The following is a 26700-nucleotide window of genomic DNA, read 5'->3' as shown; positions in this document are numbered from 1 at the left end:
AGAGGAGCCGTCGCAGAATGACGGAGGTGATTCCTCTCTGTCATTCATCACGGCTCGATGAGCATTCGAAAGCTGTCGAGAATCGCCGGGCAATCGTCGGCGATCGCCTTTCCCGCCGATATCGGAGCGGCTGTCGGGAGGGTCAGCGGGCGAGCGTCCGGCCGGCCGTCTGCCGGTGCCACTGATCGCGCACGGCCTCGCCGATCGTCCTCGTCGCGGTCCAGTGCAGCTCGCGGGCGGCCTTGCCCGGGTCGGCCCAGCTCGCGGCCACGTCGCCGGGCCGGCGGGCGGCGGTGCGCCGGCGGACGACGGCGCCGCTCTCGGCCTCGAACGCGGCGATCAGCTCCAGGACGCTGGTCGGCGTCCCCGTGCCCAGGTTGTAGACCGCGTGGCCGGCGGCCGCGTGCTCGAGCGCGGCGACGTGCCCGGCCGCGAGATCGGCGACGTGGATGTAGTCGCGCAGGCCCGATCCGTCCGGCGTCTCGTAGTCGTCGCCGAACACGTCGACCGCCCGCTCCGGGTCGGCCGCAGCGCGCGAGACCAGCGGCATCAGCCCGCTCGCCGCCCCGTCCGGGTCCTCGCCGAGCAGCCCGGACGGGTGCGCCCCGACGGGATTGAAGTAGCGCAGGCTGACGGCGCGCAGGCCGGGATCGGCGCGGGCGAGGTCGGTGAGGATCTCCTCGATCACCCGCTTGGTCTTGCCGTACGGGTTGGCCAGGTCGAGCCCGGTCGGCGCCTCCTCCGCGAGCGGCATCGGCCCGTCGCCGCGGTAGACCGCGGCCGAGCTGGAGAAGACGATCGTGCGGACGCCGGCGGCCGCGGCGACCGAGAAGGCGGCCATCGCCAGCCCCAGGTTGACGGCGTAGTACTCCAGCGGCCGGGCGACCGAGTCGCCCACCGCCTTGAGCCCGGCGAGCAGCACCACGGCGTCGACGGGGCCGTGCTCGCGGACGAAGCGGGCGACCCGCTCCTCGTCCCTCGCGTCGGCGACCAGCAGCGGAACGCGCGCTCCGGTCAGCGTCTGGACGGCCTCGACGGTCCCGGCGCTCGAGTGGGACAGGTCGTCGACGACGAGGACCTCGTGCCCGCCGTCCAGGAGCGCGACGGCGGTGTGGCTCCCGATGTAGCCCGCCCCGCCGATCAACAGCACTCGCATGCGCGCCACCTAAGCACCTCGGGCGCGCTGCCGCTCGCCCCGCGGGTCAGCGCCGGGCGGCCCGCCGGTAGCCGGCGATCGCGGCCGATTCGACCGCGAGCGCGACCAGCTTCCGGCCGATCGCCCGCGGAACGGCGGGCAGGACGGCGTCGATCCCGCCGGCGAGGCGGGCGAGCCGATCCTCGGTCTCGACGCGCGCGAGCGCGCCGACCGCGCGGTCCCAGACTCCGGCGGGCGGGGCGGGCGGGCGCACCTCCTCCGGGTGCAGCCGCTCGAAGGTGCGCCGCGCCGCGCCGGAGAGGAACGCGCGCCGGCTGCGGATCGCGGTGCTCGTGGAGGCTCCGTGGTGCAGGGCCTCGGCGCCCGGCACGAGCCGCACGGGCAGGCCGAGCCGGTGCAGGCGGTAGCCCCAGTCGACGTCCTCCCAGCCGTACTCGCGGTACTCGGTGCCGTAGCCGCCGACCCGGTCGAAGACGGCGCGGGTCACCGAGACGTTGCCGCCCCAGAGCCGCCAGGTGCTCTCCGGAGGAGCGGCCGCCGCGTGCGCGCGGAAGCGGGCGTCGGCGTCGCGGCCGTAGGCGCGGGCGTAAGCCGAGTCGGGGTAGGCGTTCGGGCAGAGGCCGACGACGCCGACCGGATCGCCCGCGTGCGCGGCGACGTGCGCGGCGGCCCAGCCCGGCGGCGGCTCGAGGTCGTCGTCGCAGCGGATCAGCACCCCGCCGGTCGCCGCCGCGAAGCCGGCGTTCAGGGCGGCCGAGCGTCCGCGGTTCTCCGGCAGCACCACCCGGCGGACGGGGAAGCCGTCGAGCACTTGCTCGCTGCCGTCGACGACGCCGTCGAGGACGACGACGACCTCGAGCTCGGCGTGCGACTGCGCGGCGAGGGCGGTGAGCAGGCGGGGCAGCCGGTCGGCGCCCGCGTAGCTGGGGACGATCACGCTCGCTCTCACCGCGTGGACCCGTCGTCCGCGTCGCCGCTCCCGGAGCCCTCGACGAGCAGCAGCTGCTCCATCTCGGCGAGCATCGCGGCGAGGTCGTCCTCGATCTTCGCGGCCGCGGCGGTGTGCAGCTCGGCGAGCCGGGAGGCGAGGACGGCGAAGTCCTGCGGGTCGTCGCCGAGCTCCCGCCAGGTCTCCGCGACGCTCGCCCGCAGGGCGGCGGGACCGCCCAGCGGCGAGGTGCCGAGGGGGAGCACCAGGACGCGCTCGCCGTCGTCGACGAAAGCGGTGTCGGGATGCCGGCGCCAGCGTCGCGCGCGGGGATCGGCTGGCAGCATCCGCTTCTCCTCTTTCCGCAGCCGATATCGGAATACGACTCGGAGAGACGATTCTCTCCGATCCTCCGTCACCGCGCATCAGCGCCAGGAGGAGTAGAAATCCGCCAGAGGCTCTCTCCCCGGAATTCCTTCGCTACATTCGCCACCGACACCACCACGAGGGTGATCTGTCGAGCATCCCGGGAAAGGGCCGCACATGACGGAGTCTCATCCGCTCGAATCCTCCGGGATCAGCGAGAAGAAGACCAGGAAGCCCGGGAGCAACGGCCTCGGGGTCACTCGACGCACGGTCGTCGCGGGTGCCGCCTGGTCGGTGCCGGCGATCATGGTCGCGCAGTCCGCCTCCGCGGCCTCGGTCAGCTGCTACCCCGTCGGGACGCTGTTCCGGGCGCAGGCGCGCGGCATCCTGCTGAGCGGATTCCTCGGCGGGGTGAACCTCGACAACGTCGCCACCCTGCAGGGCGAGCGCGCGCTCGTGCCCGACCAGAGCACGCCCACCTCCACGCGGTTCGGGACGACGAGCGTCGCGGCGCTGAACACGCTGCAGATCAACGCGACCGGCCTGACCGGCGCCCTCTCGACGCTGCTCTCGGTCGCCGCGCCCAGCGGTGTCGGCGTCCTCGACCAGTACGCCTTCGCGAACATCGACGGCAACAGCCGCGGAGCGGCGGGAGCGGTCGACAATCAGGGGCAGCTCGAGCTCAATCCGGCGTCGGCGACGTTCCCCGACTTCGCCACCCTCGACCTGCGGCGGATCCTCACCGGCATCGGCGGCACGCTCGCCTCGAACCTCGTCGGGCAGGTCACCGACCTCCGGCTGCAGATCGGCGCCGTCACCGGCCGCGCCGCGATCCAGTCGGCCTGCGTGCCGAGCACGCTCAACATCCAGCGCGACTACCAGGTGACGCGGCTGAACCTGGTGCTGGCGTCACCGGTGCTCGCGTCGATCGTGGCCGCGGTCACGGCGACGCTCGGCGCGGTGTCCGCGCTGTCGCTGCCGATCCTCCCGATCACGGTGAACAGCACGGCGATCTTCGCCGGCAACATCCCCGGCGGCGCCCAGCCGATCCAGGCGCAGCTCGGCGTCACGCCGGCCACGATCACCGTCGACCTCCTGTCGCTGCTGGGCCCCGCGCCGGGCCAGCCCGGCAACACGCCGTTCGGCACCTACTCGGCCTACTTCAACAGCCTGCCGCCGAACTCGACGCTGTTCGTCGACAACAACCTCGCGCTTCCGGCCGCCGCGATCAACACCTTCACGACCGCGCTGGTCAGCACGCTGACGACCCGGCTCCAGGCGAACATCCTGGTCAACGGCGTTCCGCTCTCCGCGGCGACCGGGGCCGTCGTGGCCACGATCAACGGCCTGCTGAACACGCTGCTCAACACGACGCTCACGCCGCTGATCGCCTCGGTGCAGTCGGCCCTGCTGACCCCGCTGTTCTCCGCGCTCACGACGCTGATCAACATCGACGTCAACGCGCAGAACCGCTCGACCAACCCGCCCGGGCCGGCCGCCTGGGACAGCCTGCCGGCCCGCCGGTTCGACGTCGCCGCGCTGTACATCCGGGCGCTGGGCGTGGTGAACCTGCTCGACCTGTTCCTCGCTCGAGGCTCGGTCGGCGAGAACACCCCGCAGCCCTGAGCCCTCGGGCTCCGAGCCGGCGGCTCGGAGCCCCTTCAGTCCTGATCGGGTGGTTCTGATCGGGTGGTGCCGGTCGGGCGGCATGCTGCGGGCGGTGCGTCCTCCGGGGGGAGAGCGCGCCGCCCGGTCTCATGCCCGGGGCGGGACCCGCTCGACGAGTCCGCGCTCGACCAGCTCGGCGAGCACCGCCTGGACGGCGTGGCGCGCGTCGCCGTCGGGCGGCGCGCCGTGCTCGGCGACGACGGCCGCCGTCAGCTCCTCGAGGCTCGCCGGCCGCTCCAGAGTGCGCCAGAGCGCCGGAGCGATGCCGGTCAGCGATTCGACGAGGCTCCCGCGCAGGCAGGAGACGACGCCGTCTCGCTCGATCCACTCCGTGCCGGCGTCGCGGCGGTACCCGCCGGGAGCGCCCTCCGCGGACGCGGCGCGCTCCGGCTCCTCGACGACGACCGGCCCCTCGACGACGACCGCCGGCTCGCCGACGCCGTCCAGGAGCGGCAGCACCGACTCCGCCTCGCGGTAGCGGAGCCGCCGCACGCCGCCGATCGCGTCGACCAGCGCCGCGAGGTGGTGCAGCGCCGACGGCAGCTCGGCGAACCAGCTGAGCTCGGGCAGGAGCGCGCGCAGCGCCTCGTCGAAGCCGAGCTCCTCGAGCACCGGCGCGTCGGGTCCATCGGCGTCGCGGGCGAGCAGCCAGAGCCCCGCGAGCCGCAGCGGCGCGTCCGGCAGCGGGAGCATCCCCGACGCGGCGGGGGAGCGGTGCCGCTTCCAGCCGGAGCCGCCTGCGTGCAGGGCGATCGGCTTCCGGAACGGCAGGACCGTCCCGTCGCGGCGGACGGCGACCGTCTCGTCGGTGAGGTAGCCGAAGCGGCGGCCGGCCAGGCTGATCAGCGTCGACTTGCCCGCGCCGGGGCGGCCGGTGAACGCGACGACCCGCCCGTCGGGGAGGGCCAGGGCGGACGCGTGGATGCTGAGCAGCCGCCCGCGGCAGGCGTCGACGGCGGCGACGGTCAGCGCCGCGCCGAGGTGCTCCGCGAGCGCCTCCTCGGTCGGCTGGGCGATGACGCCCGCGACGCCCTCGGGCTCGGTCAGGGAGACGCGGTGCGCGGAGCCCGGGCGTTCCGCGACGTCGGTCACGTCACTCCACGACTCCTGGAACCTCGCGATCAGGGCCTCGGGAACGGTGTCGTCGAAGCTCAGGCGCACGCCGAGACCGAAGGGCGCGATCGTGAGATCCCGGGTCATGCGGGGGTCCGATCCGCGCCGTGGTCGGCCTGCCGGAGGAGTCGCCAGGCCTCCGGAGCGGTGCGGACACCGCGGCGGAAGCGGCGCCACCAGCCCGCCACGGCGTCGCGGCGGCGCGGTCCGATGCTCGGGTCGGCGGCGCGCAGGGCGGAGCCGGAGGGGAAGAGGGCGCGGCGCAGGAGCGCCGGCCGGCGTGCGGCGGGGGCGGCGCGCAGGGCCTCCACCCAGCCGGCCGCGGCGTGCCGCGAGAGGGCGCCGAGCCGCCAGGCGCGCAGCTGGTCGGCCGGGGCCTCACCCGCCCGGGCCGGGACGCCGAGCGCGTGCAGGAACGGCGCGGCGGTCGGCACGGCGCCGAGCGACTCCGCCGCGTCGCGCAGCGGGGCGTGCAGGGCGGGGCGGGCGGCGACCGCGTCGACGAGGAGCTCGTAGTCGGAGGGCCCGGTCCGCCGCGGATCGGTGATCTGCCAGGCGTCGCGGAGCGAGTGCAGCGCCAGGATCAGGGCCATGTCGGCGACGCCGACCGTCGCCACCGGACGGCCCGCGATCTCGACCGTGCGCCGGCGGTTCCAGAGGCTCTCGAACGCCTCCGCCGCGGGTGCCAGGAACCCGGGCCAGCGCCAGTGCACGTCGATGTCGACCGGCCAGTCCGGGTGCCGGTAGCTGCGGGAGTGCTTCTGGGCGAGCGTCGGCGCGTCGGGCCAGGGGCGCTCGGTCCAGCCGTCGCCCGCGAGCAGCGCGACCAGCCGGGGCGCGTCCTCCGGCGGCACGAGCACGTCCACGTCGCCCGAGGCGCGGGGCGGTCGGAGCCCGTCCGCGTCGGCGATCGGGCCCTTGAGCGCCAGCGCGCGCAGCCCGGCCGTCTCGGCCCGCCGGTGCACGAACGCCGTCAGCAGCGGGACCGCCTCCTCGGCGAAGAGAACGGTCACGAGCTCCATCCGGCCAGTATCCCAGTCGCCCTCCTCGCGCGCCCGGTCGTCCTACCGTGGGGAGCAGTCGGGCCCGGAGTGGTCGCGGATCGAGCGGGGAGTGGCGGATGACGGAGGCTCGCGGGCGCGCCGGCGGGGGGCTGTGGAGCAAGGGGGTGGTCCTCGCCACCAACAACGGCGACATCGGCGGCGGTGAGGTGATGCTGCTGAGCATCGCCGCGGCCCTCGAGGAGCAGGGCGTCGCGGTGACCGTCGTCGGGCCGTCGGAGCCGGGCCGCCTCGTCGCCGCGGCCCGCGCGGCCGGCCACCCGGTCGTCGAGCTCGAGGCCTCGGGCCGGCGCGCGTGGATGCGCGCTCTGCGGCGCTGGGACGCGTCGTCCCGCCGGGGCGTGCTCTGGTGCAACGGGCTGGTGCCGGCGGCGGCGACGGCCGGGCGTCCGCGCCGGCTCGTGCACCTGCACCAGCGCCCGTCCGGCCTGCAGCGCGCGCTCGTGCCGCTCGCCCGGGCGGGGGCGCTGGCGACGCTGGTGCCGTCCCGCTACCTGGCGGACCTCGTCCGCGGCGCCACCGTGCTGCCGAACTGGTGCGCGCCCGTCCTGCCGACGGCGCGGCACGAGCGCGGGGACGGCCCGGTCGTGCTCGGCTTCCTCGGTCGTCCGTCCGTCGCCAAGGGTGTCCGGGTGCTCGCGGCGGCGCTCGCGCGGCTCGACGCGGCCGAGCCCGGGGCGTACCGGCTGCTCCTGGCCGGCGAGCCGCGCTTCGTCTCGGAGCGGGAGCGCCGCGAGGTCGAGTCGGCTCTCGTCCCGGTCGCGGCGCTGGTGGAGAGGCCGGGCTGGCTGGCCCCGGCGGACTTCTTCGCCCGGGTCGATCTCGTCGTGGTGCCCTCGATCGAGCCGGAGTCCTTCGGACTGGTCGCGGCGGAGGCGATGTCCGCGCGGACACCGGTGCTGGTGAGCGACGCCGGAGCTCTTCCCGAGGTCGTCGGTCCGTCGATCAGCGCCATCTCTCCGGCGGATGACGCCGATGCTCTGGCCGCCGCTATCGCCCTCGCCGTCGCCGCCTCGACGAGAGGAGAGGGAGAGGGCGAGACGGGGGAGAAGTGGCGGAGATGGAGAGATCACTTCTCGCCCGCCGCGGGAGCGGATCGAATGGCGCTGCTTCTGCGATCTCTCGAGGAAAGGGAATCGGAACGATGAGTCCTGGGATATCCGCTGAAGACGCATTCACGGAGGATCGGGATGTCCGGCCGCTCCGGATCCTCGGGCTCTTCCTCAAGCATTCGACGATCCTCGCCCGACCCGGCGAGCCCTTTCTGCGCGGACGTCTTCCCTATCGCGCGGATCTCCTCCGGGACGAGAGCACCCGGCTCCTCGCGAGAGGGCACGCGGCGCATCCCGCCCACGTGAAGCTCCGCGACGTGCTGGAGCACCGCACCGGCCTGGCGCTCGACACCCAGCTGCGCTCGCTGCGGGCCGTCGCCTCGGCCGACGTGGTGCTCGCCGTGCTGGAGCCGGAGGCCGAGTTCCCCGCGCTGCTGCGCCGCGCCGGGATCCCGCCGTACGCGCGGACGCCGCTCGTCGCGCTCTCCTGCTGGTGGGCGGAGGAGCTGCTGTCCGGCGCTCCCGAGCGCCGCCGCCGGGTGCTCCGGGCGCTCGAAGGGGTCGACCGGATCCTCGTGCTCAGCGCGAACCAGCGCGAGGTCTTCGCCCGGCACGGGGTGGACGAGCGGAAGGTGGTCCCCGTCGGCTTCGGGGTCGACGCCGACTACTACACGCCCGGCCCGGGGCGGCCGAAGCGCTTCGAGGTGCTCGCCGCCGGGGTCGACCGCGGGCGGGACTTCGGCACGCTCGTCGCCGCGGCCGCGCTGCTGCCGCACCGGCGCTTCGACGTGTTCACCACGCCGCAGCGGCTCGCGGGCGGGTCGCTGCCGGCGAACGTCGTGCTGCACGCCCCCGTGCCCGTCGCGGAGCACCGCGAGAACCTGCGCGACGCCGAGCTCGTGGTCGTGCCCACCCACGAGCTGGCGTACCCGACCGGGCAGAGCGTGCTGCTCGAGGCCGCCGGCTGCGGAACCGCCGCGGCGGTCACGAGGAGCGCCGCGATGGCGGGCTACCTCGAGGACGGCGTCACGGCGTTCGGCCTGCCGATGCACGATCCGGCGGGGGTCGCGGCGGCCGTCGAGGCGGCGCTCGGCGATCCCGCCGGCCGCGCCGAGGTCGCGCGGGCGGGGCGCGCCCGGGTGCTCGCCGACGCGAACACCGTGCGGATGTGGGCCGACGTCCGGGCCGTGCTCCGCGAGGTCGCGGGGCGCTAGCTGCGGGGGCGCTCGGTCAGCGGGAGCTCGGTCCCGGGGAGCGCCGTCCCGGGGAATCCGGCTCCGGGGAGCGCGTCCGCGGCCGCCTCCGGCCGCCGCTCGGCCAGCAGCGCCAGCCCGGCGCCGACGACGACGAACGACATCGGCGCGAAGAACACCTCGCCGAGCTGCGTCGCGCAGAGCAGCACCACGACGGTCGCCGCGCCGACCGCGTGCCGCGCGAACGTCTCGGGGCGCCGCGGCAGCAGCCCGAACCCCGCCACCGCGTAGATCGCGAGGACCCCGACGAGCAGCACGACGCCGCCCTCGGCGAGCAGCGCGAGGTAGGAGTTGTGGAAGAACCAGGCGATGCCGTCGACGTCGGCCGTCGCCGTCCCGAGGCCGCCGCCGCTCCACGGCGCGAGCGCGACGCGGTCGAAGGAGGCCTGCAGGATCCTCTCGCGGAGCGCGTCGGAGCCGGCCCGCTCGACGCCGTAGACGCCCGCGGTGGACAGGTTCGCCTCGGCCCAGACGAAGAGCGCCGCGATGCCGACGCCGGTGAGCGCCCGGAAGGCGAGGCCCAGCCGCGGGGTCACCACGAGCCAGAGGATCCCGCAGGCGTAGGCGGCCATCGAGGTGCGCGAGTCGGTGGCGACGACGGCGAGGCCCGCGGCGGCGAGCACCGCGATCCGGAGCCACCGGCGCTGGAGGGTCGCCGCGAGGAGCAGGGCGGCGACGCCGTAGTAGAGCCCGGCGACGTTCTTGTCCTGCAGATAGCCGGTGAGGGCGCCCTGGTAGGCGTCCGGGGCGACGCCGGCGGCGAAGAGCGCGGCGTTCAGGGTCAGGGCCACGCCGATGCCCTTGATCGCGGAGGCGACGTCGATCCGGCCGCTGGCGAGGAAGGCGGCCATCAGCATCAGCAGGCCGATGTTGCCCGCTCTCCGCTCGAGATCGAGTCCGTTCACCGCCGAGATCACGACGGCGAAGCCGAGGAGGCCGAGGCAGAGGAAGGGATACCAGCCGACGGCTCGAAGAGAGCGGGCAGGACGGCGGAAGAGGCTGATCAGAAGAAGTCCGATAACCGCGGTCTGGGCGGCCGGAAAGGATCCCGGAAGGAAAGGAACGGAGAGTCGATAGATGATCAGGCCCATCAGTGCCGCATCGATGATCCGCGCCGAGTGTGCTATCGGGAACACCGCTCCGAGATCCGGGCGCCGCGGCACCCGGAGGCCGATTCCGCCCCCGGAGAGGTCCGCACTGTCCACGTCGTGGGTCATACCGGAATCCTCGCAGAACATCTCCTCGGGCGGAGGAATTCCTTTGCGCGGGAGAGGGCGCATCAGGCTAGCCTGACGCGAAAAGCCCGGCATCGTCGAGTAGCTCTGCTCGGAGAGAACCGCTGCTCTGATCGGAAGAAAGGCGCACAGTGACTGTCGTCGATTTCATCGCCTTCATCCGGCGGAACTGGAAGATCCTCGTCGTCGCCGTTCTCGTCGGCGTGAGCGCGATGGCCGCCTTCTCCGCGGTGACGCCGAAGGTCTACGACTCCAGCTCGGCCGGCTTCGTCATCGCGGCCACCGACGGCAGCTCGGCCGATGCGATCAGCGGAGCGCAGACCGCGGTCACGCGGGCGAACGCCTACCTGCCGCTCATCTCCAGCAGCGCGGTCTACGAGCGGATCGAGTCCGATCCCGAGGCGAACCCCGGTGGCGAGCCGCTGAACGGCCGGCTGACCGCGGCCGTCGCCCCGGGCAGCACCCTGATCGAGGTGACCGCCTCGGCGGCCACTCCCGAGAACGCCGCGGCGCTCGCCAACGGCGCCCTGGCCGCGCTCGCCGACGTGATCGCCGACATCGAGACGCAGTCGACCGCCGACCGCACCCCGCAGATCACGGTGGTGCCGCTCGAGAACGCGGAGCCGGCCGCCGCGCCGACGAGCCCGAACTGGCTGCGCAACCTGCTGCTCGGGGCCGCCGGCGGTCTCGTGCTGGGCTTCGTCCTCGCGATCCTCCGCCGCGCCCTCGACATCCGGGTGCGGACCGTCGACGACCTCACGCAGCTCTTCGGCGTCGGCGTGCTCGGGCGCATCCCGAAGATGGGCAAGGGCCGGGGCGGGCGCCGCGGCGACGCCCGGGCGGTCGACGGGATCACCGCCGAGGCCTTCCGCGCGCTCCGCACCGGGCTGCGCTTCTCCAGCGTCGACGACGAGACCCGCAGCGTCGTGATCACCAGTGCGAACCAGGCCGAGGGCAAGTCGACGATCGCGTCCGGCCTCGCCCGGGTGATGGCCGACTCCGGGCAGCGCACCCTGCTGATCGACGCCGACCTGCGCCGTCCGACCGTCGCGAAGCTGCTCGGGATCGACGGCGCCGTCGGCCTCAGCGAGGTGCTCAGCCACCAGATCCCGGTCGAGGACGCGATCCGCCCGACCGCCACCGAGGGCCTGTTCGCTCTGCCCGCGGGGCACATCCCGCCGAACCCGTCCGAGATGCTCGGCTCCTCGGCGATGCGCGCGCTGATCGAGCGGCTCGCGGAGGACTACTTCGTCATCATCGACGCGCCGCCGATCCTGCCGGTCACCGACGCGTCGATCGTCGCGACCGTCGTGGACGGCGTCGTCTTCGTCGTCGCCTCCAACCGCACCCGCCGCCCCGAGGTCACCGCCGCCCGGCGGATCGTCCAGCAGGTGCGCGGCCGTGTGCTCGGGACCGTGCTGAACATGGTCTCGGCGCAGGACGGCGACGCGGGCTACTCGTACTACTACGACCGCAAGAACCCGTACTACGCGGAGCCGGACGGCGGACGCTCGCGGGGCCGGTCCACCGGCCGCCGGGCCGCCGCGGAGGAGCCCGCCCGCTCCCTCCCGGCGGTCCGGCCCGCGGAGCCGGCGCGCGCGGTGGAGCCCGAGCGCACGCGCGCCGCCGAGCCCGAGCGCGCCGCTGAGCCCGCGCGCTCCCTGGAGCACGTCGTGCGTGCCGCGCCGAAGGCGGAGGTCCCGTCGTCGTTCCGGCGGCCGGCTCGATGAGCTCCCGGCTGCTCTTCCTCTGCCACGCGAACGTGGCCCGCTCGCCGTCGGCCGAGCGCCTCGCGGCCGAGCTGCTCGCCGGGTCCGACCTCTGGCAGGTCTCGAGCGCCGGGACGCACGCCCCGGTCGGCCGCGGCCTCGACCCCGACCTGGGCGACGCGCTCCGCGCCCGCGGCCTCTCCGTCGCCTCGCACCGAGCGCGCCAGGCCGATGGCCGCCTGCTCCAGGACGCCGATCTGGTGCTGGCCTTCGAGTCGCAGCAGCGCGAGTGGGTCGCCCAGCACTTCGCCTCGGCGGCGCGGCGCACCGCGACGATCCGCCGTGCGGCCCGGCTGGCGCAGGCGGCCCCCGGAGCGGATCTGCGCGAGTTGATCGCGCGCGACACCGCTCCGTACGGCGCCGAGGACGACTTCGCCGATCCGCACGGGCGCGGCGCCGCTGTCGCGGCGAGCGCGGTGGACGAGATCGACGCGCTCCTGCGCACGATCCTGCCGGCCCTGGGCGCGCTGCCCGCGGATTGGGATCCGCCGCGCCCGGCGGTGCTGCCGACCCGCCGCTCCCTGCGCCGCGCGCGCGAGAGCCGGGCGGTCGCGTCGTGAGCGAGCGGGAGCGGCCGGGGCCCGGCGTCAGCGTCGTCGTGCCGCACTACGGCGATCCGGCTCCCGCCCTCGCCCTGCTCGGGCAGCTGCGCCGCCAGGTCGGCGCCCCGGAGCACGAGATCGTCGTCGTCGACGACGCCTCGCCGGTGCCGTTCCCCGCGGGCGAGGGCTTCGCGCTCGTCCGCCGCGCGCGCAACGGCGGCTTCGGTGCCGCCGTGAACAGCGGAGCGGACGAGGCGGCGCACCCGCTGCTGCTGGTGCTGAACAGCGATCTCGAGATCGGCGAGACCTTCCTCCGCGACCTCGTCGCCGCGGGCACCCCCTGGCTGCCGGCGGTCGTCGCCCCGGCGCTGCGCGACGGCGCCGGGCAGCCGCAGTGGGTCGGCCGGCGCTTCCCACGGCTCGGCCACTACGTGGTGGAGTGGCTCACTCCGCTGGCGCGCTGGCGGCCGCAGCTGCGCGCGGCGGTCGGTCTCGACACCCGCTGCGTCGAGGGCGCCGTGCTGCCGGTGGACTGGGTGGTCGGCGCGGCGATGCTGCTCCCGACGGCCGAGTTCCGGGTGATCGGCGGCTTCGACGAGTCGTTCCACATGAACTGCGAGGAGGTCGACCTGCAGCGGCGGCTGCGGGCGCGCGGTGTGCCGTCGGTGTACACCGGGGACGTCGTCGCGGTGCACACCGGCGGCGGCTCCTCCGATCCCGCCCGCCGGCTGGTCTGGCTGGTCGCCGCCCGGCTGCGCTACGCGCGGAAGTGGCGCTCGCACCCCGGTCTGCTGGCGGCGTCGCTGCGCGCGGCGTCGGTGGTCAACCTCGCCGCCAACGCCCTGCGCGCGCTCGCGGGGCGCGGCGTCCGGCCCTTCGCCGTCCTCCGCGGCGAGCTGCGCCTGATCGCCGCGGCCGAGAGGGCGGCGGCATGAGCCGGCCCGTGCTGGTCGTCAGCCCCGTGTTCCACGACTACTGGCGCGCGATCGAGGCCGCGCTCGTCGAGCTCGGCGAGGACGTCGTCGTGCACCGCTACGACGACACGGCGGGCGTGGTGCGGCTGCGCGACGCGGTGGCGCACCGCTTCCCGCGGTCCCGGCTGCGCCGGTGGTCGCGGCGCTCCGAGACCGAGCGGGCGATCCGGGCGCTGCGGGAGACGTCGCCGCGCGCGGTGCTCGTGGTGAAGGGCGACTCGCTCGGCGACGAGTGGTGGGCCGCGCTGGCCGGCGGCGGCGCGCCCGTCGTGCTCTGGCTCTACGACGAGCTGGTCAACATGACCTTCGATCTCGAGCGGCTCCGCGCGCTCGCCTCCGCCCGGGTCTCGATCGCCAGCTACTCGCCGCGCGACGTCGCGACGCTCCGCGCGGCCGGGATCGAGGCGACGCACGTCCCGGACGCCTTCGACTCGCTCCTGGCCTGGACGCCGCGCCCGTCCGCGGCGGTGACCTTCATCGGTGCGCGCTACCCCGAGCGCGAGCGGGTGCTGCGCGAGCTCGCCGCCGGCGGCGTCGACGTCGAGGTCTTCGGCCGGCAGTGGTCGCGTCACCCGGGCGACGTCGTGCGCACCGGACGGCTGCGCGGAGCGGGTCTGCGCGCGCACGGCGACGTCTCGCGCGCGGCCTACTACGGCGCGATGGCCGGCTCGATCGCCACGCTCGCGATCCACGGGACCGGGCACGGCGGGCTGTCGATGCGGGCGTTCGAGGCGCCGGGCGTCGGCGCACTCGCCCTGCTCGACCGGCCCGACATCGCCGACCACTACGAGGTGGACCGCGAGGTGCTGGTCTTCGACGGCCGCGAGCAGCTCGTCGAGCACGTCCGGCACGCGCAGGCCGACCCGGTCTGGGCGCACCGCGTGCGCGACGCGGCGGCCGCTCGGACCCGGGCGGAGCACACCTTCGTGCACCGGATGCGGGCGGTGAGGGCGCTGTGGGGCTGAGGCACGCGACCGATCTCGAGGGCTGGCGCCGCTGGCAGCGCGGCCGCGACCCGCTGCGCGCGGCGCGGTCCCGCCTGCGCCCGTCGGCCCCGGCGCCGCTCGTGCTGCACCTGCGCGGCGCGGAGCCGTCGATCCTGCTCGCCGTCGAGGCGGCGACGGCCAGCGCGGTCGCGGCGACCGCCGCCTCGCTCGCGCACCTGGACGGGCCGCCCGTCGCCGTCCTGGCGCCCGGGGACGTGACCGCTCTGCTCCCCGGCGAGTGGACCGTCCGGCCCGTGCCCGACGGCTCGCCCGCCCCGGTCGAGCTGCGGGGGCTGCGCGCCGTCGTCGCGACCGGCCACTACCTCCGCTCCGGCGCGACCGCGCACCGCTGGGCCGGGCCGCTCGGCGCCAGCGTCCTCGTGGTGCAGCACGGCCTCCTGACGCCGTTCGCCCCGCCGCTGCCGCCGGAGTCGACGCTGCTCGCCTTCTCGGCCGCGGACGCCGACTTCTGGCGCTCGGGGCGGAGCGACGTCACGACCGCCGTCGTCGGCAGCCAGCTGCTGTGGTCGGCGGCGCAGCGCCCGCGCGCGGCCCTGACGGAGGAGCGCCCGCTCTTCCTCGGCCAGCTGCACGGCGCCGAGCTCCCGCGCCGGATCGCCGCCGCCACCGCGGGCCGCTTCTGCCGCGACACCGGCGCCGACTACCGCCCGCACCCGGCCGAGGTCGACCGCCGCTCGCGCTGGCAGCACGCGGCCTGGCGCCGCAGCGGCATCCGCGTGCTCGCCGGCGGCGACCTGGCCGCGCAGCACCGGCCGATCGCCTCGGTGTTCTCGACCGGCGTGCTCGAGGCCGCGGCAGCGGGCACGCCCGCCTGGGTGACCTGCGTCGATCCGCCGGCCTGGGTGCGCGAGTTCTGGGGCCGCTACGGACTGTCCGTCTGGGGCGAGGGGCCGCCGACTCCGGCGCCGCTCGCGCCGGCGCTCGAACCCGCGGCCGCGGTCGCCGCCGCGGCGCTCGCGATCACCGAGGGAGGAGTGCGATGAGCATCCTGTGCGTCATCCCCGTGCGCGGCGGCTCGAAGGGCCTGCCGCGCAAGAACGCGCGCCTCGTCGCGGGGAAGCCGCTCGTGGTCTGGAGCATCGAGCAGGCGCTCGCCGCCGGTCTCGACGTGCTGGTCTCCACCGACGACGCCGAGCTGGCCGCGATCGCCGCGGACGCCGGAGCGGACGTGCCGTTCCTCCGTCCCGCCGAGCTCGCCCGCGACGACACCGCGACCGAGCCTGTCGTGCTGCACGCCGTCGCGCACCGCGTCGCCCTCGGGTACCGGCCGGACTCGGTGCTGCTGCTCCAGGCGACGTCGCCGATCCGCCTCCCCGGCACGATCGACCGCGCCGTCGAGCAGTTCGCGAGCACCGGAGTCGACTCGCTCGTCGGCGTCGTCGCGCAGACCCCGTTTCTCTGGCGCTCGCGGGGCGAGGAGAGCGCGCTGGCGCACTACGACGTCGCCGCGCGTCCGCGCCGGCAGGAGCTGACCGCGCCCGAGTTCTTCTACCGGGAGACCGGCTCGCTCTACCTCACCCGGACCGAGGTCTACGAGCAGGAGCGGAACCGCATCGGCGGCCGGGTCGGGCTGTTCGTGATGGACGAGGTCGAGGGCGGCGACATCGACGGCGAGCACGACCTCGTCGTCGCCGAGCACCTGCTCGCCGACCTGAGACGGCGGGGGCGCGCGTGATCGTCGACCGCCACCTGGCGCCCTACATCGTCTTCGCCGAGGACCCGGTGCTGACCGCGCTGGCCAAGATCAACGCGAACAAGCAGCGCATCGTCTTCTGCGTCGACGGCCACGGCGTCCTGCGCGGCTCGCTGTCGGACGGCGACTTCCGCCGCTGGATCATCGCGAACCCGACCGCGTCGCTCGACGTCGCGGTCCTCGCTGTGGCGAACACGGCGGTGCTGACCGCGCCCGTGGACGACCCGGCCCAGGCCGCCGCCGCTCTGCTCGGGGCGGACGGGATCAGCCACGTGCCGCTCGTGGACGAGCGCGGCCACCTCGTCGCGATCGCGATCGAGGGCGGCGCGGCGCTGCAGATCGGCCGCCACCCGGTCGGCGAGGGGCATCCGGCCTTCGTGATCGCCGAGGTCGGCAACAACCACAACGGCTCGGTCGACTTCGCCAAGCGCCTCGTCGACCTCGCCCTCGAGGCCGGCGCCGACGCGGTCAAGTTCCAGCTGCGCGACCTCGACTCGCTCTACCGCCAGGGCGGCGGCGCCACGGCGGGGGAGGACCTGGGCGCGCAGTACACGATCGACCTGCTGCGCCGGTTCGCGCTGCCGGCCGAGGCGCTCTTCGAGGTGTTCGACCACGCGGGCGACGCCGGGATCGACGTCCTCTGCACCCCGTGGGACTCGCCGAGCGTGCAGGCCCTCGTCGACTACGGCGTCCCCGGACTCAAGATCGCCTCGGCCGACCTCACCAACCACGACCTGCTCGCCGACGCCGGCGCTCGCGGCCTGCCGCTGCTGCTGAGCACCGGGATGTCGCGCGAGAGCGAGATCCTCGAGTCGGTGGCGCTGCTGCGCTCGCTGGGCACCTCCTACGCGCTGCTGCACACCCAGTCGACCTATCCCGCGCCCTACCGCGACCTCAACCTCGCCTATCTCGAGCGGCTCGCCGAGATCAGCGGCGGCGTCACCGGCTACTCCGGGCACGAGCGCGGCTGGCACGTGCCGGTCGCCGCCGTCGCCCGGGGCGCGCGGATCATCGAGAAGCACTTCACCGTGGACCGGGCGATGGAGGGCAACGACCACTCGGTGTCGCTGCTGCCGGACGAGTTCGGCCGGATGGTCGCCGAGATCCGCGACATCGAGTCGGCGCTGGGCTCGGCCGAGCCGCGCGGGGTCTCGACCGGGGAGTCGATGAACCGGGTCTCGCTCGCGAAGTCGCTCGTCGCCGCGCGGGAGCTGCGCAGCGGCGAGGTGGTGCGCGCGGCGGACGTGGCGGTGCGCAGCCCCGGGCGCGGCCTGCAGCCCAACGAGCTCCCGCGGCTGCTCGGCCGCACGCTGCACCGCGACGTCGCCGCGGGCGGCTTCTTCTTCGACGGCGATCTGCGCGCGAGCACCCCGGCCGGCCGGCCGTTCCGGTTCCGGCGGCCCTGGGGGCTGCCGGTCCGCTACCACGACCACGCCGAGCTGCTCGGAGCGTCGAATCCCGGCTTCCTCGAGTTCCACTTCTCCTACCGCGACCTCGAGATCGACGTCGACGACGTCTTCACCGCGCGTCAGGAGCGGGGCTTCACCACCCACCTGCCGGACCTCTTCTCCGGCGACTTCCTGGTCGATCTCGCCTCCTTCGACCGCGACGTCTGGGAGCGCTCGATCGCCGAGGTGCAGCGGACGATCGGGGTCACCCGGTCGCTCTCGCGCTGGTTCCGCCAGGACGAGGACCCGATGATGGTCGTCACGATGGGCGGCTTCACCCGCCACGCCCACGTGGACCCCTCCCGCCGCCCGGCGATGTACGCGCGTGTCGCCGAGGCGCTCGACCGGATCGACGCGGGCGGCGTGCGCCTGCTGGCGCAGACCCTGCCGCCCTACCCCTGGCTGATGGGCGGCCAGCAGTTCCACAACCTCTTCGTCGATCCGGAGGACACAGCCGCGTTCGCCCGCGAGACCGGCACCGCCCTCTGCCTGGACGCCTCGCACACCAAGCTCGCCACCACCTTCCTCGGCACGTCGTTCTCGGCGGCGGTCGAGCTGCTCGCGCCGCTCAGCGCGCACCTGCACCTCGTCGACGCGACCGGGATCGACGGCGAGGGCGTGCAGATCGGCGAGGGCGAGATCGACTGGCCGGTGTTCGCCGCGGCGCTGGACGCCTTGGCGCCGGGGGTGCCGTTCATCCCCGAGATCTGGCAGGGCCACGTCGACAGCGGCGAGGGCTTCTGGACGGCCCTCGAGCGGCTGGAGGAGTGGCTGTGAGCGCGGGCGGGAGCGGGAGCGACGCCGTGCGCGGGGCGGCCCCGATCGCCCTCTGGCTGGTGCCCGTCGCCGACGACGGCGGAGTCGCCCGGCACGTCGTCGACGTCGCGCGGGAGGGGATCCCCGGCCACCGCGTCGTCGTGCTCTGCCCCGAGGGCGCCCTGGCGCACCGGCTGCGCGCCCAGGGCTCGGCGGTGACGACCGGCCGCTTCGGCACGGCCGCCGGCCTCGCCGCCTCCGTCCGCACGCTCGCCGCCACGGCCGGGGCCCTGCGGCCCGCGATCGTGCACTCGCACCTCGCCCACTCCGACCTCGTCAGCGCCGCGACCCCGCTGCCCCGCGGCGTCCGCCGGCTGACCACGGAGCACGGCATCGCCGGCCCCGACGCCGTCTACCACCGCTCGGGTGCGCAGGCCCGGACGATGGCGCTCGCCCACCGCGCCCGGCTGCACCGGTTCGACGGGGCCATCGCCGTCTCGCAGGCCACCCGGCACGCGATGCGGGAGAAGTGGCACGCGGTGCTGCCCGTCGCCGTCGTGCTGAACGGCGTGGACGCTCCCGCAGCGCACGCCGCCGGCGCCGCCGCCCGCCACCCCCGCCCCGCCGGCGCGCTCCGCGTCGTCTCGCTCTCCCGCCTCGCGCCGGAGAAGCGGATCGACGCCCTGCTCGAGGCCTTCGCCGTCCTGCACGGCCGGGTGCCCGGCGCGACGCTGACCGTCGCGGGGGAGGGACCGCTCGACGGCGCCCTCCGCGCCCGGGCGAGCGCCCTCGGCCTCGGCGACGCGGTCGCCTTCCCCGGCTTCGTCGACTCCGCCCGGATGCTCGCCGAGGCGGACGTCGTGGCCCAGCTCTCGGTCTGGGAGAACTGCTCGTACACCCTCCTCGACGCGGTCGCCCGCGGCCTGGGCGTCGTCGCCACCGCGGTCGGCGGCAACCCGGAGATCCTCGACCGCCGCTCCCTCGTCGACGCGGACGATCCCGCGGCCGTGGCGCGGGCGCTCGAGCGGCAGGCGGAGGAGCCGGCCGCCGCCGCCGTGCCGCGCTCCGTCGCGCGGATGTGCGCCGACATCGCCGGGGTCTACGCCGACGTCCAGGCCGGGAGCGCGGCATGAGGGGCTCGATCCGGCAGGGACTCGGCACCCTGCTCGCCCTCGCCGGTGCGGCATCGCCCGGCTGGCTCGTCGTCGCGGTGGCCGGCTCGATCGTGCTGGCCGTCCTCGACACCCTCGGCGTCGCCGCGATGGTGCCGCTGATGGCGCTGCTCACCGGCGCGGACACCGGCGCCGGCTCGGTGACGAGCACGATCGCGGGCCTGGTCGGCACCTCGGACGTCGCGACCCTCGTCCCGCTCGTCGCCGGCTTCGTCGCCGCCGTCTTCGTGCTGAAGAGCATCGGCACGATCGTCTTCCGCTGGTGGCTGCTCGGCCGGACCACCCGGATCGCGGCAGACGCGTCGACCGAGCTGCTGCGGCGCTACGTGCTCGCCCCCTTCGCCGTGCACCGCACGCGGCGGCTGTCGGAGGTGTACCGCAACATCAACGACTCGACCGCGCAGGCGTCGGGGGTGCTGCTCGGCGTGCTCGGCGTCGCCTCCGACCTGCTGGTGCTCGTCGCGCTGGTCGCGGTCCTCGTCGTCGCCTCGCCCGGGGCGACGCTGTTCGCGGCCGTCTTCTTCGCGCTGCTGCTCGGCGGCACGCAGCGACTGCTCCGCCGCCGGCAGGGGCGGATCGGCGAGGAGACCGCCGAGGCCTCGCTGCAGACCTGGCAGTTCCTCCTCCCGTCGCTCGACGGCTTCCGCGAGGCGCGGCTGTCCTCCAGCGCCTCGAGCCTCGTCGCCGGCTTCCAGGCCGCGAAGCGCCGCGGCGCCCAGGCGTCCCGGATGCTCTCGCTGGTCTCGGAGCTGCCGAAGTACCTCCTCGAGATCGGCTTCGTCGTCGCGATCATCGGCGTCTCCGGCATCCTCGTGGCGACCGGCTCGTCCGCCGAGGCGCTCTCGGTGCTGGGCGTGTTCGCCGCCGCGTCGCTCCGCGCCCTGCCCACCCTCAACCGGATCTCCGCCACCTTCGCGATCGTCCGCAGCGGCCAGGCGAGCCTGCGCATCGTCGACGACGCGGCCCGCGAGCTCGACGCGCACGGCTCGCACGACGAGACGCCCGGCCCCGGCGGCCGCTTCGCCGGCGACATCGAGCTCGAGCGGGTCGTCTACCGCTACCCCGACGCCTCCCGCGACGTGCTCCGCGGCGTGACCCTGCGCCTGGCGGAGAACGCCACCACGGCCTTCGTCGGCTCGAGCGGCGCGGGCAAGAGCACGCTCCTGGACCTCGTGCTCGGCCTGCTCGAGCCGACCGAGGGCCGCGTGCTCTGCGGCGGCCGGCCGATCCAGGAGGATCTCGCGGGCTGGTACGCGGGGCTCGGCGTCGTGCCCCAGGACGTCTTCCTGCTCGACGACTCCTTCGCGGCGAACATCGCCTTCGGGGTGCCCCGGGACGGCGTCGATCCCGAGCGGATCCGCGAGGTGGTCCGCATCGCCCAGCTCGAGGACTTCGTCGAGCAGCTGCCGCTCGGCCTCGACACCCGCGTCGGCGAGCGCGGAGTACGGCTCTCGGGCGGGCAGCGGCAGCGGATCGGGCTGGCCCGCGCCCTCTACCGCCGGCCGTCGGTCCTCGTCCTCGACGAGGCGACCTCGGCGCTGGACAACCGGACCGAGCACGAGATCTCGACGGCCATCGCCGCCCTGCACGGCAGCATGACGGTGCTGATCGTCGCGCACCGCCTCTCGACCGTGCGCGGCGCCGACCGGCTGCTCTTCCTCGAGGACGGGCGGATCGAGGGCGAGGGCACCTTCGAGGAGGTGCGCGCCGCGCATCCCGGCTTCGCGCAGCTCGTGGCGCTGGGCGAGCTCTCGTGAGGCCGCGGCTCGGCGATCTGCGGGCGGCGGTCCTCGAGCCGCTCCGCCGGCGGGGCGCGACGGTACTGATCCCGCAGGAGGCCTTCGGCGTCGGCAACCTGCTCTACTTCTGGCTGCAGGCCGCCGCGCGCCGCGAGCGCGGCGAGCCGACGGTGGTGCGCGGCACGGCGCGGTCGGCGGAGTGGGCGGAGCTGCTCCCGCCCCTCCGAGAGCTGATCGTCGCTCCCGCGGACGTCTCCTTCCTCCAGCCGCGCGAGGCCGGCGGCACGCACCAGCGCTTCGGCGTCGACTTCGGGGCCGACCAGCTGGACGCCTTCCTCGACTCGCACCTGCTCGCCGGCCCGTTCGCGGAGCTGGTCGCGGCGGCGCGGCCGTCGGCCGACCTGACGATCAACATCCGGCGGGGCGACTACTACAGCGTCCCGGAGTTCCGCGGCCGCTACTCCTTCGACGTCGTCGAGTACGTGCGCGCGGCCCTGGCGCGGGCGCGGGAATCGGCCGAGGTGCGCAGCGTGCTCCTCGTCTCGGACGACCTCGACTGGTGCCGGCTCAAGCTCGGGCCGCTCCTGACCGGAGTCGACGTGCGCTGCCCCGAGCCCGGCACCTCCGTGCCGCACCAGCTCGCCCTGCTGGCGGCCTCGCGCCGCCTCGTGCTGACGAACTCGACGTTCTCCTACTGGGGCGGGTACCTCGGCCGGCACCGCCACGGCGACGCCGAGGTGATCGCGCCCTGGTTCCACAGCCGGGCTTGGAACGGCGGAGCGGCGACCCAGCTCGACCCGCGCTGGAGCGTGATCCGCGACCTCCCCGGCGGCTGGGACGCCTGACCCCCCTCCCTCCCTCCGCGAGATGCCACTTGTGCACGCTTTCGTCGGCGTGTCGCGTGCACAAGTGGCATCTCGCGGGAGGGAGTCAGCCGACGTGACCCTCGTCGTCGACCGGGGCGCGCGCCGTCAGCCGCTTCAGCCGCATCGCCGGGCGCTCGATCAGCAGCCAGCTGGCCCAGGCGAACGGCAGCGTCGCCGCGATCGAGAGCAGCACGTACGCCACGAGGGGCACGTCCGCGTCGATCAGCGCGAGCGCGAGCAGCTGCTGCACCGGGAACGCGTAGATGTACATCCCGTAGGAGACGTCGTGGGTCGCCCCGAGGCGCCGCAGGGGGAGGCGCGCGCCGAGGGCCAGCATCAGGTAGGCGAGCGGCAGCCCCGCCAGCACCCGGTACAGCCCCGACGCCACCACCAGCGCGAAGAGGGCGAGCGCGAGGAGTGCGAGCGGCAGGGTGAGCGGGATCCGGTCGCGGAAGAGGTGCACGATCGCGCCGGCCAGGAAGTACGCGACGAGCGTCACCGTCTGGTTGAGGGCCGCGGGGAAGGGCACGAGATCGGTGGCCAGCACGCCGGCGACCAGGGTCAGCCCCGCGAAGCCGACGACCACCAGCGGCGCGACCCACCGCCGCGGCACCACCGAGATCAGCAGCCCGATCACGAGGTAGCTGACGAACTCGAAGAAGAGGCTCCACAGCGAGCCGTTCCAGGCCCCCGGGTACGGCACCGAGCCGAGCATCCCGTCGATCCCGTACTCGCGGATGAAGAGCGCGAGGTTCCCGAGCACGAACCGCGCACCGCCCGCCGCGCTCCACGGTCCGGCGCCGAGCAGCAGCGACGCGAGCGGCGCGATCGCGAATCCGACGACGAGCAGCGAGACGAGGAAGGCGGGGTAGATGCGCAGGAACCGCCGCCAGAGGTAGTCGCCGAGCGAGCGCGAGCGGAGCCGGCTCGCGGTGATCAGGTAGCCGGAGGTGACGAAGAAGCCGCCCACCGCCCAGTCGCCCAGATCCGAGTGGCCCGGCCCGGAGCCGCCGCTGCCGCCGGCGCCCGGCGCGTCACCGTAGCCGCCCAGCGGGAACGAGTGCGACACGATCACGAGCACCGCGAGCCCCAGCCGCAGCGCGTTGATGCTGTTGCTGCGCGGATCGAGCGCGGCCCCGATGCTCACCCACCGGGTGCTCACCGCGGCCGGGGGCGCCTGCTCCTGCCGCGTCATGCGCACAGCCTGGCGCCCGCCGCCCGCCCCGTCGACCGTCCCCCCGCACCCTGTCGCGAACGGGCGGACTCCCTTCCGCGAGATGCCACTTGTGCACGCTTTTCACGGCGTGTCGCGTGCACAAGTGGCATCTCGCGGGGGAGGGGGAGGGGAAGGGGGTCAGAGCAGGGCGTCCGTCAGGTGGTCCGGGGTGCCGAAGCGGTGGGCGGTGATCGAGACGGCCTGCTCGCGGAGGAACGGGAGCAGCTCCAGGCGGCCGGACTCGGTGGCCTCGTTCGCGTAGACGGCGAGGTCGGGGCGGCCGCCGGTGACGGCGGTCACGGAGGATGCGTCGGCGCCGAGCAGGCGCACCCGGCCGGCGCCGTGCTCGCGGACCCGCGCCGCGAAGGCGGCCTCGTCCTCGACGGCGACAGCGGAGGCTCCCGACGCGATGGCGGAGACGAGCTGCGGCGGCACCTCCGTCGCGCTCGAGACCGCCACCCGGGTGCCCGCGGTCGCCGCGGCGACGACGACCTGCGCGAGCGAGCCCACCGGCTCGCCGTCCGCGAGGCGGATCAGCACCGGGGCGTCGTACGGCAGGTGCCGGAACACGTTGCGCTCGGCGGCCAGCCCGGTGATGTCGCGGGCGGCACCCGCGGCCAGAGCCTGCGCCGCACTGCGGGCCGTCCGCTCGACGGCGTCCGCCTCCGCGGCGGGCAGCTCGGCGCGGGCGGCGGCCACGAGCCTGCCGACGCGCGGGTCCTCGACCGCGGCGGTGGCCGTGGACGGCGCGGTGGTCCACGACCCCAGCCCGAGCAGGTAGTCCGGCCCGCCGGCCTTGGTGCCCGGTCCGACCGCCGACTTCTTCCAGCCGCCGAACGGCTGGCGCTCGACGATCGCGCCGGTGATGCCGCGGTTGACGTAGAGGTTGCCGGCCTGGATCCCGTCCAGCCAGGTGCCGATCTCGGCGGGGTCGAGCGCGTGCAGCCCCGAGGTGAGGCCGTAGTCCACCTCGTTGACGAGCGCGATCGCGTCCTCGAGCGTCGCCGCCGTCATGATCCCGAGGATCGGGCCGAAGTACTCGGTGCGGTGGTACTCGGAGCCGCGGCGCACGCCGTCGCGGACGCCCGGGCTCCACAGCATCCCGGTGTCGTCGAGCGCGCGCGGCTGCAGCAGCCAGCTCTCGCCCTCGCCGAGCGTCGTCAGGCCGCGCAGCAGCTTGCCCGCGGCGGGCTCGATCACCGGCCCCATCCGGGTCGCGGGATCGGTCGGCAGGCCGACGGTGAGCGAGTCGACCGCGTCGAGCAGCTGCGCGCGGAAGCGCTGGGAGCGCGCGACCGAGCCGACCAGCACGACGAGCGACGCGGCCGAGCACTTCTGGCCGGCGTGGCCGAAGGCGCTCGCGACGACGTCCTTCACGGCGAGATCGAGGTCGGCGGAGGGCGTGACGATGATCGCGTTCTTGCCACTGGTCTCGGCGAGCAGCGGCAGGTCGTGCCGGAAGGAGCGGAACAGCTCGGCGGTCTCGTACGCGCCGGTGAGGATCACCCGGTCGACGGAGGCGTGCGCGACGAGGTCCGCGCCGAGCTCCTCCTCGGGCAGGCGGAGCAGCAGCAGTGCCTCGCGCGGCACACCCGCGGCCCAGAGCGCCTCGGCCAGCACGGCGCCGCAGCGGGCGGTCGGCCCGGCGGGCTTCAGCACCGCGGCCGAGCCGGCGGCCAGCGCGGCGAGCGCCCCGCCTGCGGGAATCGCGACCGGGAAGTTCCACGGCGGAGCGACGAGCGTCAGCTGCGCGGGGTGGAAGACCGCGCCGTCCACCGCGTCCAGCTCGCGGGCCCGCTCGGCGTAGTAGTGCGCGAAGTCGATCGCCTCGGAGACCTCGGGGTCGCCCTGGTCGATCGTCTTGCCCGCCTCGGCGGCCATCACCTCGAGCAGCTCGCCGCGGCGCGCCTCGAGCTCGTCGCCGGCGCGGTGCAGGATGCGCGCTCGCTCGTCGGCGGGCAGGGCGCCCCACGCGGAGCCGGCGGCGCGGGTCGCGGCGAGGGCCGCCTCCAGCTCCTCGCGGGTGCTGATCGTCGCGGCCTCGATCGCGTCGATCCCGGCGCGGGAGGCGGGCACGCGGGCGAGGATCTCCTGCGCCCAGGCGCGGTTCGCGGCGACGGACGGGTCGGTGTCCGGAGTGCTGCGGAAGTCGCCGAAGCCGGGGCGGCCCGACGCGGCGAAGCGGTCGGCGACCCGGTGCGCGGGCGGCACCGCGCCGTCGAGCGCGGCGACCGAGGCACGGAAGCGGGCCTCCTCGCGGGCGAACAGCGCGGGCTGCGCCTCGAGCTCGAACACGGCCGACATGAAGTTGTCGCTCGACGCGCCCTCCTCGAGCCGGCGGATCAGGTAGGCGATCGCGACGTCGAACTTGGCGGGCGAGACGACCGGCGTGTAGAGCAGCAGCGAGCCGACCGTGCGGCGCACCGCCTCCGCCTGGCCCTGCGCCATGCCGAGGAGCATCTCGTACTCGATGCCCTCGCGGACACCGCGCTCGCCGGCCAGCAGCCAGGAGTACGCGACGTCGAAGAGGTTGTGGCCGGCGACGCCGACCCGGACGTTCCGGATCCGGTCCGGGTGCAGCGCGTAGTCGATCACACGCTTGTAGTGGGTGTCCGAGTCCTGCTTCGTCGACCAGGTCGCCAGCGGCCAGCCGTGCACCGACGCCTCGACCTGCTCCATCGGCAGGTTCGCGCCCTTGACCAGGCGCACCTTGATGCCGGCGCCGCCGCGGGACCGGCGCGCGGCGCTCCACTCCTGCAGCCGGATCATCGCGGACAGCGCGTCGGGCAGGTAGGCCTGCAGCACGATGCCCGCCTCGAGGCCGAGGAACTCGGACCGGTCGAGCAGGCGGGTGAAGACCGCGATGGTGAGGTCGAGGTCCTTGTACTCCTCCATGTCGAGGTTGACGAACTTCTGCGGCGTCGCGGCGGCCGCGCGGGTGAAGAGCGGAGCGAGCTCCTCGACGATGTCGTCGACCGCGGCGTCGAACGCCCACGGGTTGTGCGGGGCGACGGTGGAGGAGACCTTGATCGAGACGTAGTCGACGTCGTCGCGCGCGAGCAGGCGGTGGGTGCCCTCGAGGCGGCGCTGTGCCTCCTTGCGGCCGAGGACCGCCTCGCCGAGCAGGTTCATGTTCAGCCGGACGCCGTCGCGGCGGATCTTCGCGATCGCCGGGCCGAGGCGCGAGTCGGTCGCGTCGATGATGAGGTGGCCGACCATCTGCCGCAGCACCCGGCGCGCGATCGGCACGACGACGTCGGGGAGCAGCGGGGCCACCGCGCCGCCGAGGGCGACCGCGCCGCGCATCGGCGCGGGCAGGAAGCGCGGGACGCCGCCGGCGATCGAGCGCAGCGCCGCGGCGGCGACCTTCGTGTCCTCGGGGCGGACCACGCCGTCGACGAAGCCGACCGTGAAGTCGAGGCCGGTCGGATCCTTCAGCACGCCGGCGAGCTGGGCGCCGGAGGCGTCGACCGGGATGTCGGCGGCGTCGCGCAGCCACTGGCGCACCAGTGCGACGCTCGCGTCGACGAGGCCGGCGTCGACGCTGTCCGGGGCGGGGCCGGAGTGACCGGCGGAACCGGCGTGACCGGCGGCGTCGTCGGAGGAGGGACCGGTGGAGCGGGCGGGCGCGGCGAGATCCGTCATGACGTCAGTATCCGACCGGGGTACCGTTGAGCAGAAGCGAC

21 protein-coding genes are annotated in these 26700 nt (G+C 75.0%); 13 read left to right on the top strand and 8 right to left on the bottom strand.

Annotated features, from left to right (window positions below; all coding sequences use genetic code 11):
• Positions 1-142 precede the first annotated feature (142 nt).
• Genes galE through EDF35_RS20635 form a run of 3 tightly spaced genes read right to left on the bottom strand, consistent with a single transcriptional unit; the run spans position 143 to position 2431 of the window.
• Complete coding sequence (galE, locus tag EDF35_RS04100) at positions 143-1156, bottom strand: UDP-glucose 4-epimerase GalE (RefSeq protein ID WP_133960817.1); 1014 nt, start codon at positions 1154-1156, stop codon at positions 143-145.
• 46 nt (positions 1157-1202) lie between these two features.
• Positions 1203-2093, bottom strand: a complete 891-nt coding sequence (locus EDF35_RS04095) for a glycosyltransferase (RefSeq protein WP_166673997.1) — start codon at positions 2091-2093, stop codon at positions 1203-1205.
• 8 nt (positions 2094-2101) lie between these two features.
• On the bottom strand, positions 2102-2431 hold the full coding sequence (locus EDF35_RS20635) for a hypothetical protein (protein WP_166673996.1): 330 nt from the start codon (positions 2429-2431) through the stop codon (positions 2102-2104).
• A 196-nt stretch (positions 2432-2627) separates the two neighbouring features.
• On the opposite strand from EDF35_RS20635, the gene EDF35_RS04090 reads away from it, so the two are divergent.
• Positions 2628-4076 carry a choice-of-anchor G family protein gene (locus EDF35_RS04090; protein ID WP_133960815.1) on the top strand — a complete coding sequence of 483 codons (1449 nt, stop codon included), beginning with the start codon at positions 2628-2630 and terminating at the stop codon, positions 4074-4076.
• 129 nt (positions 4077-4205) lie between these two features.
• Here the strand turns inward: EDF35_RS04090 and EDF35_RS04085 are convergent, their stop codons facing one another.
• Both EDF35_RS04085 and EDF35_RS04080 read right to left on the bottom strand, forming a co-directional pair.
• Entirely contained in the window at positions 4206-5318 is a 1113-nt protein-coding gene (locus EDF35_RS04085) for a PqqD family protein (protein WP_133960814.1), read from the bottom strand.
• Entirely contained in the window at positions 5315-6253 is a 939-nt protein-coding gene (locus EDF35_RS04080) for a nucleotidyltransferase family protein (protein ID WP_133960813.1), read from the bottom strand. The genes EDF35_RS04085 and EDF35_RS04080 overlap by 4 nt, the downstream gene beginning before the upstream one ends.
• A 98-nt stretch (positions 6254-6351) precedes the next feature.
• Here EDF35_RS04080 and EDF35_RS04075 point away from each other — a divergent pair, with 98 nt between their 5' ends.
• Together EDF35_RS04075 and EDF35_RS04070 are read left to right on the top strand one after the other, a co-directional pair.
• Positions 6352-7440, top strand: coding sequence for a glycosyltransferase family 4 protein (locus tag EDF35_RS04075; protein WP_133960812.1), 1089 nt, complete (start codon positions 6352-6354; stop codon positions 7438-7440).
• Positions 7441-7646: 206 nt separating this feature from the next.
• Entirely contained in the window at positions 7647-8558 is a 912-nt protein-coding gene (locus EDF35_RS04070; protein ID WP_133960811.1) for a glycosyltransferase, read from the top strand.
• Here the strand turns inward: EDF35_RS04070 and EDF35_RS04065 are convergent.
• The gene (locus EDF35_RS04065) at positions 8555-9814 is read right to left on the bottom strand and encodes an O-antigen ligase family protein (protein WP_133960810.1); all 1260 of its coding nucleotides are present in this window, start codon (positions 9812-9814) and stop codon (positions 8555-8557) included. The two genes, EDF35_RS04070 and EDF35_RS04065, sit on opposite strands and share 4 nt — an antisense overlap.
• Before the next feature lie 149 nt (positions 9815-9963).
• Between EDF35_RS04065 and EDF35_RS04060 the strand changes: the two genes are divergently transcribed.
• From EDF35_RS04060 to EDF35_RS04015, 10 genes are read left to right on the top strand one after another with little or no spacing between them, the layout of a single operon-like run.
• Complete coding sequence (locus EDF35_RS04060) at positions 9964-11562, top strand: polysaccharide biosynthesis tyrosine autokinase (RefSeq protein ID WP_133960809.1); 1599 nt, start codon at positions 9964-9966, stop codon at positions 11560-11562.
• Complete coding sequence (locus EDF35_RS04055; protein ID WP_133960808.1) at positions 11559-12161, top strand: hypothetical protein; 603 nt, start codon at positions 11559-11561, stop codon at positions 12159-12161. Before EDF35_RS04060 ends, EDF35_RS04055 begins: the two co-directional genes overlap by 4 nt.
• On the top strand, positions 12158-13078 hold the full coding sequence (locus EDF35_RS04050) for a glycosyltransferase family 2 protein (protein ID WP_133960807.1): 921 nt from the start codon (positions 12158-12160) through the stop codon (positions 13076-13078). The genes EDF35_RS04055 and EDF35_RS04050 overlap by 4 nt, the downstream gene beginning before the upstream one ends.
• Positions 13075-14082, top strand: coding sequence for a glycosyltransferase (locus EDF35_RS04045; RefSeq protein WP_123444710.1), 1008 nt, complete (start codon positions 13075-13077; stop codon positions 14080-14082). Before EDF35_RS04050 ends, EDF35_RS04045 begins: the two co-directional genes overlap by 4 nt.
• On the top strand, positions 14073-15107 hold the full coding sequence (locus tag EDF35_RS04040; protein WP_133960806.1) for a hypothetical protein: 1035 nt from the start codon (positions 14073-14075) through the stop codon (positions 15105-15107). The genes EDF35_RS04045 and EDF35_RS04040 overlap by 10 nt, the downstream gene beginning before the upstream one ends.
• Positions 15104-15799, top strand: a complete 696-nt coding sequence (locus EDF35_RS04035) for an acylneuraminate cytidylyltransferase family protein (RefSeq protein ID WP_133960805.1) — start codon at positions 15104-15106, stop codon at positions 15797-15799. The genes EDF35_RS04040 and EDF35_RS04035 overlap by 4 nt, the downstream gene beginning before the upstream one ends.
• Positions 15796-18042 carry an N-acetylneuraminate synthase family protein gene (locus tag EDF35_RS04030; protein ID WP_133960804.1) on the top strand — a complete coding sequence of 749 codons (2247 nt, stop codon included), beginning with the start codon at positions 15796-15798 and terminating at the stop codon, positions 18040-18042. Before EDF35_RS04035 ends, EDF35_RS04030 begins: the two co-directional genes overlap by 4 nt.
• Positions 18039-19154 (top strand): glycosyltransferase family 4 protein, encoded by a 1116-nt coding sequence (locus EDF35_RS04025; protein WP_243839832.1) that lies wholly within the window; start codon positions 18039-18041, stop codon positions 19152-19154. Before EDF35_RS04030 ends, EDF35_RS04025 begins: the two co-directional genes overlap by 4 nt.
• Complete coding sequence (locus tag EDF35_RS04020) at positions 19151-20950, top strand: ABC transporter ATP-binding protein (RefSeq protein ID WP_133960803.1); 1800 nt, start codon at positions 19151-19153, stop codon at positions 20948-20950. The genes EDF35_RS04025 and EDF35_RS04020 overlap by 4 nt, the downstream gene beginning before the upstream one ends.
• Positions 20947-21777 carry an alpha-1,2-fucosyltransferase gene (locus tag EDF35_RS04015; protein WP_133960802.1) on the top strand — a complete coding sequence of 277 codons (831 nt, stop codon included), beginning with the start codon at positions 20947-20949 and terminating at the stop codon, positions 21775-21777. The genes EDF35_RS04020 and EDF35_RS04015 overlap by 4 nt, the downstream gene beginning before the upstream one ends.
• An 85-nt stretch (positions 21778-21862) precedes the next feature.
• On the opposite strand, the gene EDF35_RS04010 is transcribed toward EDF35_RS04015, so the two are convergent.
• Both EDF35_RS04010 and EDF35_RS04005 read right to left on the bottom strand, forming a co-directional pair.
• Positions 21863-22993: an acyltransferase gene (locus tag EDF35_RS04010; RefSeq protein WP_133960801.1), complete on the bottom strand. Its 1131-nt coding sequence runs from the start codon at positions 22991-22993 to the stop codon at positions 21863-21865.
• A 159-nt stretch (positions 22994-23152) separates the two neighbouring features.
• Positions 23153-26659, bottom strand: a complete 3507-nt coding sequence (locus EDF35_RS04005; protein WP_133960800.1) for a bifunctional proline dehydrogenase/L-glutamate gamma-semialdehyde dehydrogenase — start codon at positions 26657-26659, stop codon at positions 23153-23155.
• Positions 26660-26700 lie beyond the last annotated feature (41 nt).

Source organism: Rathayibacter sp. PhB151 (assembly GCF_004366415.1).
Taxonomy (GTDB): domain Bacteria; phylum Actinomycetota; class Actinomycetes; order Actinomycetales; family Microbacteriaceae; genus Rathayibacter; species Rathayibacter festucae.
This window is presented reverse-complemented; position numbering and strand designations above follow the sequence as displayed.

Excerpts from the sequence above, each read along its gene's own strand:
- galE (WP_133960817.1), bottom strand. The coding sequence starts at position 1,156 with ATGCGAGTGCTGTTGATCGGCGGGGCGGGCTACATCGGGAGCCACACC.
- EDF35_RS20635 (WP_166673996.1), bottom strand. The coding sequence starts at position 2,431 with ATGCTGCCAGCCGATCCCCGCGCGCGACGCTGGCGCCGGCATCCCGAC.
- EDF35_RS04090 (WP_133960815.1), top strand. The coding sequence starts at position 2,628 with ATGACGGAGTCTCATCCGCTCGAATCCTCCGGGATCAGCGAGAAGAAG.
- EDF35_RS04085 (WP_133960814.1), bottom strand. The coding sequence starts at position 5,318 with ATGACCCGGGATCTCACGATCGCGCCCTTCGGTCTCGGCGTGCGCCTG.
- EDF35_RS04080 (WP_133960813.1), bottom strand. The coding sequence starts at position 6,253 with ATGGAGCTCGTGACCGTTCTCTTCGCCGAGGAGGCGGTCCCGCTGCTG.
- EDF35_RS04075 (WP_133960812.1), top strand. The coding sequence starts at position 6,352 with ATGACGGAGGCTCGCGGGCGCGCCGGCGGGGGGCTGTGGAGCAAGGGG.
- EDF35_RS04065 (WP_133960810.1), bottom strand. The coding sequence starts at position 9,814 with ATGACCCACGACGTGGACAGTGCGGACCTCTCCGGGGGCGGAATCGGC.
- EDF35_RS04055 (WP_133960808.1), top strand. The coding sequence starts at position 11,559 with ATGAGCTCCCGGCTGCTCTTCCTCTGCCACGCGAACGTGGCCCGCTCG.
- EDF35_RS04045 (WP_123444710.1), top strand. The coding sequence starts at position 13,075 with ATGAGCCGGCCCGTGCTGGTCGTCAGCCCCGTGTTCCACGACTACTGG.
- EDF35_RS04035 (WP_133960805.1), top strand. The coding sequence starts at position 15,104 with ATGAGCATCCTGTGCGTCATCCCCGTGCGCGGCGGCTCGAAGGGCCTG.
- EDF35_RS04020 (WP_133960803.1), top strand. The coding sequence starts at position 19,151 with ATGAGGGGCTCGATCCGGCAGGGACTCGGCACCCTGCTCGCCCTCGCC.
- EDF35_RS04010 (WP_133960801.1), bottom strand. The coding sequence starts at position 22,993 with ATGACGCGGCAGGAGCAGGCGCCCCCGGCCGCGGTGAGCACCCGGTGG.
- EDF35_RS04005 (WP_133960800.1), bottom strand. The coding sequence starts at position 26,659 with ATGACGGATCTCGCCGCGCCCGCCCGCTCCACCGGTCCCTCCTCCGAC.